Origin of the sequence: Mesorhizobium sp. Cs1299R1N3, assembly GCF_037179625.1 — a bacterium.
In the GTDB taxonomy this organism is placed as follows: Bacteria; Pseudomonadota; Alphaproteobacteria; order Rhizobiales; family Rhizobiaceae; genus Mesorhizobium; species Mesorhizobium salmacidum.
Genome location: NZ_JAPYKQ010000007.1, coordinates 180,579 through 193,184, shown reverse-complemented (window position 1 = coordinate 193,184; position 12,606 = coordinate 180,579). Strand labels below are relative to the sequence as shown.

Here is a 12,606-nt window from a genome sequence, read left to right as displayed (position 1 = left end):
TAGTCACCCGCCATGGCGAACCATGGCGGGATTTTTCATGCTTCGAATGCGATCAGGCCGGCTCAGCCGACCCGGACGACAAAATGCTTGGTCACCGGCTCGATGATCTTCCAGGTGCCCTTGAAATCGGCTTCCACCACGAAGGCGTCGCCGGGGCCAACTTCGACCGGCGTGCCGCCGTCGGGCGTGATGATGATGCGGCCGGCGATCATGTGCACGAACTCATAGTCGGTGTAGGTCGCATGATAGGTGCCGGGCGAGGCCCGCCAGGTTCCCGATATTACCTTGCCATCCGCAGTCGTGTGCTGGACGGCGGTCTGCATGGTCGGCTGGCCCTCGACCACGATCCAGCCAGGCAGGTCGCCGGCTTCCGCGTGCTCGACGGGGCCGAATTTGAAGATGGTCTTGTTCGTCATGCCGGGCTCCGTTTGCTTCATGTGTTCGCGGTCGGATAGCCGATGCACATGACGGGAGCAATGCCGTGCAATGCGAAACAGGCGCGGCCGCGCATCCGGGCATGACCCGGCCGCTGCCCGCGCCCACTTGGAGTGCTATGGCTTGTGCCGTGCCGAGACCAACTCCGCCTTGCGTTGCGCCGTCTCCAGCCCGAGGCCGATGAAGGCGCGCGCGTGCTTGGCGAGCGCCATATTGTCGGTCCACAGATTGCGCCAGATGGCGGTCTTCTTCGACAGGTTTTCGTCGACGATCGCCGAGGAGAAGGATTCGAAGCTGAGGTCGTCGGCATAGCCGATGGCGGTCAGCGCATCGAATATCCCGGCGAAGTCGATGTTGCCGGTGCCGAGGAAGCCGCGATGGCTCTCGCCGATATGGACATAGCCGATCTTGGCTGCCGCGTGGCGGATGGCGAGACCGACATCGGCCTCCTCGATGTTCATGTGGAAGGTGTCGAGATGCAGGAAGATGTTGTCCGACCCGGTGTCCTCGATGAAGGCGAGGCCCTGCGCGGCGGTGTTGAGCAGGTTGCTCTCGAAGCGATTGACGATTTCGAGGTTGAGCGTGACCCCGGCGGCCTTCGCCGTCTCGGCGACCTTGGCCAGCGTTGCCGCGCTGCGGTTCCATTGATCGCGTGTCGGCGCCTCGACCTGCAGGCCATGGCTGGTCGAAAGAATGCCGGCGACCTTGCGGCCGCCAAGGTCGCGCGTCAGCGCGATGGTTTCGTTGAGGATCTCGACGCCGCGCGCGGCGATCGCCTTGTCGGCGCTCGACACATCGCCATCACCAGGCAATCCGATGCTGATCGCGACGCCGAGATCAAGGTCGGCGATGCGTTTGGCAAGCCCGCCGATATCGACATTGGCGGGGTCGAGATAGGAGAATTCGATCAGGTCGAACCCGGCCTCCTTGGTATTGGCCAGCGTGCGTTCGAGCTCGCCCTGCGCCGAGCTTGCCGACCAGACGAAGGAATGGATTCCGATGCGCGACATGATCGTCTCCGGGCATTGAGATGGGAGAGAGGTGCGGCCGGGATCGCCCCGGCCGCACCAGCCTTGGGAGGCTTAGCGGGCTGCGGTCCAGCCCTTGTAATCCTTCAGGTTCTCGGCCGTGATCAGCTTCGGGTCGAGCAGCACGGTGGCCTCCGCCGGCTTCTTGCCGGCCAGCAGATCGGCCGCCAAGGTCAGCGATTGGCCGGCCATCACATAGGGATCCTGCGAGGCCGAAGCCTTGATCATCGATTTGCCGGACGCCAGTTCCTTCTCGATATCGGGTGCGCCATCGACTGCCGTGAAGACGAACTCGGAACGGTTGAGCTGCTTGGCGGCGAGTTCGGCGCCGATCGCCGTCGGATCGTTGATGGCGAATACCGCGTCGATCTTGTCAAAACGAGTGAGCAGCGACTGGAACACTTTCAGGCCACCGTCACGCGAGCCTTCGGCATTCTGGTCGTCGGACAGGATCTTGATGTCGGGATGCTGGGCAAGCACGTTCTTGCAGCCCTTCACCCGCTCCAGGATCGACGAAGACGCCGGTCCGTTGAGGATGACGTAGTCGCCCTTGCCGCCGGTGTGGTCGACCAGGTATTGGCAGGCTTCCTCGCCGGCCTTGACGTTGTTGGTCATCACCGTGACGTCGGCGCCCGGCGCCGAAACGTCGAAAGCGGCGACGACGATGCCGGCTGCCTGCGCCTTCTTCACCGCCGGCGCGATTGCCTTGGCGTCGACCGCGTTGAGCATGATCACGTCGACGCCGGCGGCGATGAAGGAATCGACCTGCGAGACCTGCTTGTTGAGGTCATAGTCGGCCGATACCGAAGTCACCTCGACCTTCGGATTGATCTTCCTGGCCGCATCCTCGATGCCCTTGATGGTGGCGACGAAGAAGGGGTTGCCGAGCAGGCCGACCGAGATGCCGACCTTGTTGAGGTCCTTGGCCGATGCCGGCACGATGGCGACGGCCGCGAGGGCGGCGCCGCAGAGCAGTTTGGCGATGGTCTTCATTACGCTTACTTCCTCCTGATGCCCCGCGCCTCTCACGGTGCGTTACACAAGCCGGTCTTTAATGCCGGCGACCAGGTCACTCACGTTCTCGCCCCTGCCTGGAGCCGGTAGCGGTCGAGGGCGACCGCCACGATGATGACCAATCCTTTGATGATGTACTGCCAGATATCAGAGACACCGGCCAAGATGAGCCCGTTGGACAGCACCGCGATGATCAGGCCGCCGATCAGCGTGCCCCAGATCGAGCCGACGCCGCCGACGAAGCTGGTGCCGCCGAGGATGACGGCGGCGATGGCGTCGAGTTCATAGCTCTGCCCGAGTTGCAAGCCGTTGGCGGCGTAGAGTCGGGCCGCCGACATCGCGCCGCCGAGACCGGCGAGCAGGCCGGAAACGCCGTAGACGAAGAGCAGCACCAGCGGCACCTTGATGCCGGTCAGTCTGGCTGCCTCGTCATTGCCGCCGACGGCGTAGATCCAGGTGCCGAGCACGGTGCGTTTCAGCACCAGCCAGGACAGCACCACCACCGACAGCGCGATGATGACCAGCCAGGGGATGCCGAGCACCGAACCGTTGCCGATGAAGTCGAACGGCAGGTCGGAGTTGAACACCGTCGTGTCCTGCCCGAGCAGGCGGGCAACGCCGCGCACGGCGGTCAGCGAACCCAACGTGACGATGAACGGCGGCAGCCTGATATAGGCGACCAGCAACCCGTTGATGAGCCCGAAACCGAGACCGACCAGGATGGCCGCCGGCACGCCGAGCAGGCCCCAGTCCGGCACCAGCGACACCAGCACCGCCACCATCGCCGAGGCGGCGAGGATGGAGCCGACCGACAGGTCGATGCCGCCGGTCAGGATGACGAAGGTCATGCCGGCGGCAAGGACGATGTTGATCGACGATTGCTGCGTGACGATGAGCAGGTTGGTGCCGGTCAGAAAGCGCGGATTGATGAACTGGAAGCCGGCGGCCAGCAGCACCAGAACCGGCAGCATGCCAAGCGCCGCAAGCGCGGTGCGCAGCCGCCGGCTTCTGACCGCCGCCTGATCCACGCTCTTCGTCCCGGTCGTCCTGTCTGTCATCGCTGAGACGCTCCCGTCGCAAATTCCATGATCGCTTCCTGACGAAGCGGCTCGCCTTCGGATGCCGTCACCTCTCCAGCGATCGCGCCATCGCGCATCACCAGCACGCGGTCGGCGACGCCGATCACCTCGGGCAATTCGCTGGAGATCATCAGGATGGCAATGCCCTTGTTGGCGAGATTGTCGATCAGCCGGTAGATTTCCGACTTGGCGCCGACATCGACGCCACGGGTCGGCTCGTCGAGGATGACGACCTTCGGCTCGGTCTCCAGCAGGCGCGCGAGCAGCACCTTCTGCTGGTTGCCGCCCGACAGCGAGCCGGCATTGGCCTGTGCCGAGCCGGTGCGGATGGACAGGTCGGCAATGGCCTTTGCCGCTCTGCTGTCGGCGGCGGTGAAATCGCGAAAGCCGCCGGCCCGCGCGTCCCTGGCCAGCACGCCCATGCTGATGTTGTCCGAAATCGACATGTCGAGGAACAGGCCGAGTTCCTTGCGGTCCTCGGTGAGGTAGGCGATGCCGGCGTCGAGCGCCTCGCGCGGCGAACCGACGGTCACGGGCTTGCCGTCGAGTTCCATCGTGCCGGCGCTGCGCTTGTCGGCGCCGAAGATCAGCCTGGCAAGCTCGGTGCGGCCCGAGCCGACGAGGCCTGCCAGTGCCAGCACCTCACCGTGATGGAGGTCGAACGAACAGTTCTTCAGCAGATGCCCGTCGGACATGCCGCGCACCGAGAGCGCGACGGCGCGTTTCTCGTCCGGAGGGCGATGATCCTTCTTGTAGAAGGCGGAGAGGTCGCGGCCGACCATCATCGACACCAGGCGCGAGGCGTTGAGGTCGGCGCGATCGAGCGTGCCAACATAGCCGCTGTCGCGCAGCACACTGACGCGGTCGGCGAGTTGGTAGACCTCTTCCATGCGGTGGCTGATGTAGATGATGGCGATGCCTTGCGCTTTCAGCGTCGCGATCACCTCGAACAGGCGGTCGGTCTCGCGCGAGGTCAGCGATGTGGTCGGCTCGTCCATGACGATGATGCGCGCATTGGTCGACAGCGCCCGGGCGATCTCGACCAGCTGGCGCTCGCCGAGCGACAGGCTGGAAACCAGGGCACGCGCCGAGAAGGAGACACCGAGCCGGCCGACGATCTCGGCGGCGCGCCGGTTGCACTGGTCGCGGTCGACGACGCCGAAGCGGCGCGGCTCGTTGCCGAGGAAAATGTTCTGCGCCACCGTCAGGTTCGGCGCCAGCGACAGTTCCTGGTAGATCACCGCGATGCCGGCGGCGCGCGCCTTGATCGGATCGCCGGTCGCGGCGGGCGCGCCATCGATCAGGATCTCGCCGCCGGGATCCGGCCGATAGGCGCCGGACAGCACCTTCATCAGCGTCGACTTGCCGGCGCCGTTCTCGCCCATCAGCGCGTGCAGTTCGCCTGCGTGGACGCTGAGCGAGACGTCCTGCAGGGCGCGTATCGCGCCAAAGGTCTTGGAGATGTGGCGCATCTCCAGCACCGGCTGGCGCGTCGCTAGCGTCTGGACTGCCGCACTCATCGCGCACCACCTGCCGCCCTGGCGGCGCTATCATGCCCGGCAACGAGATCGCGCCAGGCATCGCGATAGCCGGCGAGGCCGCCGAATTGTGTCGCCTGCACCGGCTCCGGCGGCTCGGCGGCGAAGTCGCGGCCCACACTCTCGAAGGCGAGCGCCGCGGCACCCGTGGCGCTGCCTTCCAGCGAGGCACCTTGCAGGAAGGCCTGACCGAGACGCAACTGCGCCAGCAGCCCGGCAAGCAGGCCGCCAGTGTTCAGTCCGCCATCGACGATGACGGTATTATCGGAATGGATGAGGTCGAGGCAGAGATCGATCATCAGCGCCACGTAAAGCAGCGCCACCGCCGCGCGTTCCCCGGCATCGGGCATGCGCCCGACCAGCCGGCCAGGACGATCCGGCATCGGCCCGCCCGGCGCGAAGCTCGGCAGCGCCATGAGGCTGGCATCGATCGCCTGCTGTATCGGGCCAGGCGGGATGGCGCCTTGCCAGCCGCCGCTGATGACGGCGAATTCGCGCCCGCCCATGAAACGAATGGTCGGCACCGGACCGCCGTCGACATCGACATTGACCAGCATGTCGCGGTCGCGGTCGAGCGCTTCGAGCGGACAGTCGGGATTGAGTACGACGACCCAGGTGCCGGTCGACACGACGGTCAGCGGTCCAAGCCCTTGCCGTCGATAGGCGTACAGCGCCGCATTGGAGTCGTGGACGCCGTTGTGGATAGCGATCGGGCGCCCGGCACTGCCGAAGCGCTGCTCGCCGATGACGGCGCCGGCGCGTTCGAAAGCCGGCATCTGGCCGCGCCAACCCTCGGCGTCGACCAGCGAGGAGAAATCACGTTCGCGCGGCGCCCACAAATGCGAATGGCAACCGAGATAGGACACTTCGCAGACCGGCAGGCCGCCGAGACGCCAGCTCCAGTACTGGGGATAGCCGAGGAACCATTTCGCCGCCGCGAACGTGTCGGGATCGACTTCCTGCAGCCACAGCATGTGACGGCCATAGTTGAAGCCGAGCGGCAGGCGGGGAGAGAACGTCTCGGCGAAATCCGGAATACGGCGGTCGATCCGCGCCGCGATTTCAGCCGGCGGCTCCTGTTCGTAGTCGAGGATCGGATGGGTCAGCGCCTTGTCGTCGACAAGGGCGAAGGTGCAGCCATGGCCCGACACCATCACTCCTTCCACACCGTGGCTTTCGACCGCGTCGGTGACGGCACCGTGCGCCCAGTCATGGAGGGCGACCTCGTCGAGGACGCTGAAACCGCCCTGTCGTGTCCATTTCGGCTGCGTCCGGCGCTCGTCGAGGATACGTCCGTCCTGGCCGAAGACGAACAGCTTCGAATTGGTCTTGCCGAAGTCGAGCACCGCCACGTTCACGCGAGGGCTCCCGAGGTTGAAGCAATCCGCACCATGACGCCGGCATCCTCCAGCATGCGCGCATCGGCATCGGAGAGCCCGTCATCGGTGACCAGCGTGCCGATGCGCGACAGCGGCAGCGCGACATTGCGCGCGTGGATCGACAGTTTGCGGCTGTCGGCCAGCACCACGATCTGATCGGCACAGAGGCTGAGGTCGACGATGGAGCGCACCAGCAGCGGATGCGATTCCAGCAGCCCTTCCTGGTTGAGGCCTTGCGTGCCGAGAAAGAATTTCGAGGCATAGAAAGGCGTTGCCTGGGTCAGCGAATGGATGATGCCTGGTTCGCGGTGCAGGTCGCCGCCGGCAACCGTCAGGCTGCAATGGCCATGATCGCTGAGATAGGCCGCGAGCGGCATCGAATTGGTGTAGAGCCTGATGCTGCGGTCGGCGAGCTTGACGCCGAGATGAAAGCAGGTCGAGCCGCCATGGACGATGACGGCATCGCCATCGCGCACCATGGTCGCGGCGACCGCCGCGATCTGCCGCTTGGCCTCGACGGCAAGGTCACGGTTCTCGTCATAGGGCCGCGCATAGGCGACGCCCGCATGCGAAGCGCCGTCAAGTGCCGAGATACCGCCATAGACCTTGCGGGCTTCACCGGCCTCATCGATCCGGTCGATATCGCGCCGGACCGTCGCCGCCGAGACACCGAGCCGCTCCTGCAACTCGCGCACGGAAGCGAACGGGCGGTCCCGCAGCAATTCGACGATCTGACGCTGGCGGCCGAGGTCGCTCAACCCTTTCCTCCCTGACGCCATTTTCCGTGGCGATTGGTGCAACTTACTCAACATTAGTCGGATTGCAAGCTGATTTGACGATAGTAGATCAGCATTGACGCAGATCACTCACATCTGCGATACCATCGCCAACACCGGTCCCGACGACGGGATTTTGTGCGAGCGCTGGAGAAAAGGGCCATGGCAACCCAAGCTGATGCACAGGAACTTGCCGCGTTGCGGGCGCTTTCGGCCAGCATCGGGCTGAACCCGCATATGACGCAGGCGGCGGGCGGCAACACCTCGCTCAAGGCCGGCGACACGCTGTGGATCAAGGCCTCGGGAACCTGGCTGAAGGATGCGCTAAGCGACGACATCATGGTGCCGGTGGCGATGGCACCGCTGCTCAAGGCCGTCGAGCAGCGTGATCCAGCCGCCGACAAACCACAGGCCTTCGCCATCGAAGACCTCAATCCGCGTGGCCTGCGCCCGTCGATCGAGACCACGGTGCATGCCTTGATGCCACAACGCGTGGTTCTGCATGTCCACTGCGTCGACACGATTTCGCTTGCCGTCCAAGCCGATGGCGAGGCCGAGGTCGCCAGGCGGCTGGGCGACATCGAATGGGCCTGGGTGCCCTATTTCCGGCCAGGCCTACCGCTCGCCCGCGGCATTGCCGAGAAGTTGCGGCCGGGGGTCGACGTGCTCATCCTTGGCAATCACGGGCTGGTGGTCGCCGCCGAAACCGTCGCCGCGGCGGAGGCTTTGCTGCACCGCGTCCGGTCGCTGCTGGCGCGGCAGCCGCGCACGACCGCAGCACCTGATATCGCGGCCTTGACGGCGCTGGCCGGCGACTACCGATTGCCGGCGGATGTCGAAGCGCACGCGGTCGCGCTCGATGCGGAAAGCCTGGATATGGCCGAAGCCGGCAGCCTCTATCCGGACCATGTCATCTTCCTCGGCCAGGGCTCGGTCGTTGCGAAGCCGGGCGAGGACGTGGCCGGCGTCATCGCGCGGCTCGGCGCGGCACCCGTGGCAATCCTGTTTCCCCGCGCCGGCGTGCTGATGCGCGGCGACGCAAGCGCCGGTGCCGACGCCATGCAGCGTTGCCTCTCCGACGTGACCGCGCGCGTCGATGGCGAGGCGCGGCTGAACTATCTCACCGCCGCCGAGAACGACGAGCTGGTCAACTGGGACGCCGAGCAGTATCGCCAGAAGCTAAACGCCGCCAGCACGGCCTAACAGGGGACGGACGACATGACGCCATTTGTCGTCGGCATCGACATCGGCACATCCGGCGCCCGCGCCGTCGCCATGCGTCAGGATTTTTCCATCGCCGGCCAATCCGCCGTGCCACTCGACAGATTTGGCCAGAACCCACGTGATCCCCGGACCTGGTGGCAAGCGGTCCAGGCGGCGCTGGCGGATCTGCTTTCGGGCATCGACCGCGCCGCGATCCGGGCCATCGCCGTCGACGGCACGTCGGGCACGCTGCTGCCGGTCGACATCGATGGGCGGCCGCTGGCCGAGCCACTGATGTACAACGACAAGGTCGATGACGCCGACATCCTGGCCATGGTCGCCCGTGAGGCGCCGGCAGCGAGCGCCGCCCACGGGGCGACGTCCGGCCTCGCCAAAGCCTTGCGGTTCCAGCATCAGCCCGGCATAGCGGCCGTGCTGCATCAGGCCGACTGGATCGCCGGCAACCTGTCCGGACGCTTCGGCGTCAGCGACGAGAACAATGCGCTCAAGACCGGCTATGATGTCGAGGCCCGCCGCTGGCCGGACTGGATCGCGACCACCGGCATGCGCATGGACCTGCTGCCCGATGTCGCCGAACCGGGCGATGTCACCGGCACGCTCACCGCGGCCGCCGCGGAGCTTTTCGGCCTGCCGCGCGATGTGGTCGTGGTTGCCGGCACCACGGACGGCTGTGCCTCGTTCCTGGCGACGGGCGCCACCGCGGCCGGCGACGGCGTCACCGCTTTGGGCTCCTCGCTAACCATCAAGATCCTGTCTGACCGGCCGATCTCGGCGCCGCGCTTCGGCATCTACAGTCATCGACTCGGCGATGTGTGGCTGGCGGGCGGCGCCTCGAATTCCGGCGGCAAGGTGCTGGCGCAGCATTTTCCGCTCGCGCGGATCATCGAACTCAGCGCGATCATCGACCCCACGACCGAGACCGGCCTCGACTACTATCCGCTTGGTACGGCTGGCGAACGGTTTCCCTTGGCCGATCCGGCCTTGCCGCCGCGTCTCACCCCACGGCCCGCTGACGATGCCGATTACCTCAAGGCGATGTTCGAGGGCATGGCGGCGATTGAGGCGCTTGGTTACAGCAGGCTGGCCGAACTTGGCGCGCCGGCCCTGACCTCCATTCGCAGCGTCGGTGGCGGCGCCGCTAACCCGGTGTGGAGCGCGATCCGGCAACGCAAGCTCGGCGTCGCGTTCCTGCCGGCATTGTCGGACGAGGCCGCCGCAGGTACGGCACGGCTGGCGCTGAAAGGCGCAAGCGAGGCAGGGCTTCTATGAATACGAAAAAGCTCGAACGTCTCGACGGCATCGGGCCGCTGGCGGAACGCTACCAGGTCTTCCTGCTCGACCAGTTCGGCGTGCTGCATGACGGGCAGGCTCCCTATCCCGGCGCGGTGGCGGCACTGTCCACGCTGAAGCGCGCCGGCAAGACCGTGGTGCTGATCTCCAATTCCGGCAAGCGCGCCCGGCCCAACGAGGCACGCCTGCTGAAGCTTGGCTTCGAGGCCGGCAGTTGGGACCATTTCGTGTCCTCCGGCGAGGTGGCGTGGCGACGTTTCAACGAGCTGGCGGCGACCGGAGCCTTGCGGTCCGGCACGAAGTGCCTGCTGATCAGCCGCGACGGCGACCGCAGCGCGATCGAAGGCCTGCCGTTCGGGCTGGCGGAGGCTGGCGAAGACGCCGAACTGGTGCTGATCTCGGCCAGCGAGGGGGACCGCCACGACCTCGACCACTATCGCCGGCTGCTCGCCCCGGCGGCGGCGCGGCAAGTACCGTGCTTCTGCACCAATCCCGACAAAATCATGCTGACGGCGGTCGGACCTCGCTTCGGCGCCGGCGAGATCGCCGATCTCTACGAAACCCTGGGCGGCGGTGTCACCCGCATCGGCAAGCCCTATCCGGCGATCTTCGAGGCGGCACTCGCACTGGCCGGCGAACCAGAGCACGGCAGCGTGATCTGCGTCGGCGACAGTGTCGAACACGATATTGCAGGCGGCAATGGTGTCGGAATCGCAACGGCGCTGGTGCTGGGTGGAATACTGGCCGGCACGCCTGACCTTGCCGCTGTTTTCGACGAACACAAGGCCTGGCCGGATTACACCACGAGTTCGTTCAGCTTTCGCTGACCGCTTCCAGCATCCGCCTTGCGCTTTCCTCGTCGGTGATCAGGATTGTCGGCGCAATCAGGTTCATGGCGCCGAGCAGCGCATCGGTCTTTTCCGCGCCGCCGGAGGTCAGAATGCGGATCGGCGCCTTGCGCAGCCGGTCGACGTTCACGGACATCACATGATTGTTGACGGGATGGTCGACCAGGTCGCCATTGCGGTCGTAGAAATGGAACAGGAGGTCGCCGACGGCGCCGCGCGCCAGCAGCGCCTCCCGGTCCGCTTCCCTGAGGAAGCCGCCGCGCGAGAAGGTGGTGGCTGAAGCGATGCCGCCAACACTCAGCAGAACGGCATCGAGCGCGTCGGCCATTTCAAAAACCTCCTGCAGGCCGCAACGTTCGACCAGCGCGATCTTGGTCTCGACGCTGTCGACGACGGCCGGTGTCGGCATCAGATAGCCGTCGCCCTGGAAGATTTGGGCGAAGCGCCAGGCGAACTCGGCCGGGTTGGTCCGGCGTGCGATGCCGACGCCGCCAAGCAGCGAAATCACCTTGAAATCGGTCAGCGATTTGGCGCTGATGAACGGCAAGGTATGGAACAGCGTATTGCCCCAGCCGACGCCGACCTGCATGCCGGACTTCATCGCATCGGACAGGAACATGCCGGTCTTGGCGGCGATTGCCGGGATCGGGTCGGCATTGGCCGCTGTCAGCGGCGCCACCAGCGCCTGCTGCAGGCCGAAGGTCTTTTCGAGCGCGCGTTCCAGCCGCACGATCTCCAGAAGCTCGCTCTCGATGGTGATCTTGACCTCGTTGCGCGACCGCGCCTCCGCCAGCATGCGCACGATGGTGACACGGCCGACCCCAAGCACGTCGGCGATCTCGTTCTGCGTCATCTGCTCGACGAAATACATCCAGGCGGCGCGGATCCTGAGGCGGTCCGTCCGGCTCTCGCTGACGATCTGCTCGGTCGCTTCGGCTCCTACCCGCCTTTCATCGGCCCGCCTTTCATCGGCCCGCCTTTCGTCGGCCCGCCTTTCGTCGGTTTGTCGTCCCCTGGCCAAATGATCCCTCCCCCGCGGCGGCGGACGCGCGCGCCGTCGCCGATTCTGCGTGCTGGTCTAGTATCGCCTATTGATCTACCAATCGATAGGAACAATGTAGAGTCGGTGGGCGGGCCATTGCAGGTGGCCCCGCACGGCACATTCGAGGCGAACCGCGATGCTCCGACAAATCTCCGAAGATGTCCGCGTCAACCTCAAGGACCGGCTGCGGGAAGTCCGTGACATCATCCGCCAGAGCCGCCATGACGGCGCCAGCGAGGCCAGCCTGCTGCACGAAGCGACCAGCCATCTGCCGCCGTTTCCGGGCAAAGGCATCGAAGGCCTGCTCAGCCATGCCGCGAGTGCCGTCGACGAAGCGCTGTCGATCGCCGAATCCTTTGTCCCGCATGAACGTCCGATAAGGGTCGACGGAACGACCGTAAAAGGCCTCGGCACCTATTTCCCGGCAGGGGACGAAGTCCAGCAATTGAGCGCCGAGCGCCTGTTCCGGCGCGACATGTATTATCTGACCAAGGCGGTGCTTGCCGGGCTGAAGATCGACCATGCCCGTATCCATGAAGCCGGGTTCGCCGCCGTCCACGCGGCCATGCGCAAGCGCCATGGCGATCTGCTGGCCGCCCTGGCCGCGCCTGGTGCTGGACTGCAGGCGATCGCGGCGACGTGTTCGGCGTTGCTGATCGAGTGCCTCGGCCAGCGCCCGATCCGTTTTGATGACACCGCCCCGGAAGCGACGGCAATGGGTGATAGGGCGCTCGACATAAGCTGCCTGGCGCCGGTCGTCCTGGCCTGCGGGCTGGCGACAAACGGCCGCAACGACGCGCCGGAGCCCGACATGCTGGAAATCGCGATCCTGGCCGCCGATATCCGCCGCGACCGCATCATCCAGGCCTGCGCCAAAACGAGCCCGGCCGATGAATTGACACCTGTCTTCGCCACCTTGCTTGCGCATTTGCCATAAGGCCTCCTGGCGCAGT

General features: G+C 65.8%; 12 protein-coding genes. 4 read left to right on the top strand and 8 right to left on the bottom strand.

The genetic code is table 11. The features are described 5' to 3' along the window. Positions 1 to 62 precede the first annotated feature (62 nt). The 7 genes from O7B34_RS17815 to O7B34_RS17785 all read right to left on the bottom strand — a co-directional run bounded on the left by O7B34_RS17815 (position 63) and on the right by O7B34_RS17785 (position 7,231). Positions 63 to 416, bottom strand: coding sequence for a cupin domain-containing protein (locus O7B34_RS17815; RefSeq protein WP_337147273.1), 354 nt, complete (start codon positions 414 to 416; stop codon positions 63 to 65). 135 nt (positions 417 to 551) lie between these two features. Next, positions 552 to 1,445 (bottom strand): sugar phosphate isomerase/epimerase family protein, encoded by an 894-nt coding sequence (locus tag O7B34_RS17810; RefSeq protein ID WP_337147271.1) that lies wholly within the window; start codon positions 1,443 to 1,445, stop codon positions 552 to 554. 72 nt (positions 1,446 to 1,517) lie between these two features. Then, positions 1,518 to 2,456 carry an ABC transporter substrate-binding protein gene (locus O7B34_RS17805; protein ID WP_337147270.1) on the bottom strand — a complete coding sequence of 313 codons (939 nt, stop codon included), beginning with the start codon at positions 2,454 to 2,456 and terminating at the stop codon, positions 1,518 to 1,520. Positions 2,457 to 2,536: 80 nt separating this feature from the next. Beyond that, the gene (locus tag O7B34_RS17800; RefSeq protein WP_337147268.1) at positions 2,537 to 3,535 is read right to left on the bottom strand and encodes an ABC transporter permease subunit; all 999 of its coding nucleotides are present in this window, start codon (positions 3,533 to 3,535) and stop codon (positions 2,537 to 2,539) included. Beyond that, positions 3,532 to 5,076 carry a sugar ABC transporter ATP-binding protein gene (locus O7B34_RS17795; RefSeq protein ID WP_337147267.1) on the bottom strand — a complete coding sequence of 515 codons (1,545 nt, stop codon included), beginning with the start codon at positions 5,074 to 5,076 and terminating at the stop codon, positions 3,532 to 3,534. The genes O7B34_RS17800 and O7B34_RS17795 overlap by 4 nt, the downstream gene beginning before the upstream one ends. Continuing rightward, on the bottom strand, positions 5,073 to 6,452 hold the full coding sequence (locus tag O7B34_RS17790; RefSeq protein WP_337147266.1) for a carbohydrate kinase: 1,380 nt from the start codon (positions 6,450 to 6,452) through the stop codon (positions 5,073 to 5,075). The genes O7B34_RS17795 and O7B34_RS17790 overlap by 4 nt, the downstream gene beginning before the upstream one ends. After that, on the bottom strand, positions 6,449 to 7,231 hold the full coding sequence (locus O7B34_RS17785; RefSeq protein ID WP_337131930.1) for a DeoR/GlpR family DNA-binding transcription regulator: 783 nt from the start codon (positions 7,229 to 7,231) through the stop codon (positions 6,449 to 6,451). Before O7B34_RS17785 ends, O7B34_RS17790 begins: the two co-directional genes overlap by 4 nt. Before the next feature lie 180 nt (positions 7,232 to 7,411). Between O7B34_RS17785 and O7B34_RS17780 the strand changes: the two genes are divergently transcribed. Genes O7B34_RS17780 through O7B34_RS17770 form a run of 3 tightly spaced genes read left to right on the top strand, consistent with a single transcriptional unit; the run spans position 7,412 to position 10,590 of the window. Continuing rightward, complete coding sequence (locus O7B34_RS17780; RefSeq protein WP_337147265.1) at positions 7,412 to 8,452, top strand: class II aldolase/adducin family protein; 1,041 nt, start codon at positions 7,412 to 7,414, stop codon at positions 8,450 to 8,452. Positions 8,453 to 8,467: 15 nt separating this feature from the next. Next, entirely contained in the window at positions 8,468 to 9,742 is a 1,275-nt protein-coding gene (locus tag O7B34_RS17775; RefSeq protein WP_337147264.1) for an FGGY-family carbohydrate kinase, read from the top strand. Next, positions 9,739 to 10,590: a TIGR01459 family HAD-type hydrolase gene (locus tag O7B34_RS17770; RefSeq protein ID WP_337147263.1), complete on the top strand. Its 852-nt coding sequence runs from the start codon at positions 9,739 to 9,741 to the stop codon at positions 10,588 to 10,590. Before O7B34_RS17775 ends, O7B34_RS17770 begins: the two co-directional genes overlap by 4 nt. On the opposite strand, the gene O7B34_RS17765 is transcribed toward O7B34_RS17770, so the two are convergent. Beyond that, positions 10,577 to 11,632, bottom strand: coding sequence for a sugar-binding domain-containing protein (locus O7B34_RS17765; RefSeq protein WP_337147262.1), 1,056 nt, complete (start codon positions 11,630 to 11,632; stop codon positions 10,577 to 10,579). The two genes, O7B34_RS17770 and O7B34_RS17765, sit on opposite strands and share 14 nt — an antisense overlap. A gap of 157 nt (positions 11,633 to 11,789) precedes the next feature. On the opposite strand from O7B34_RS17765, the gene O7B34_RS17760 reads away from it, so the two are divergent. Next, positions 11,790 to 12,590, top strand: coding sequence for a hypothetical protein (locus O7B34_RS17760; RefSeq protein WP_337147260.1), 801 nt, complete (start codon positions 11,790 to 11,792; stop codon positions 12,588 to 12,590). Positions 12,591 to 12,606: the final 16 nt, after the last annotated feature.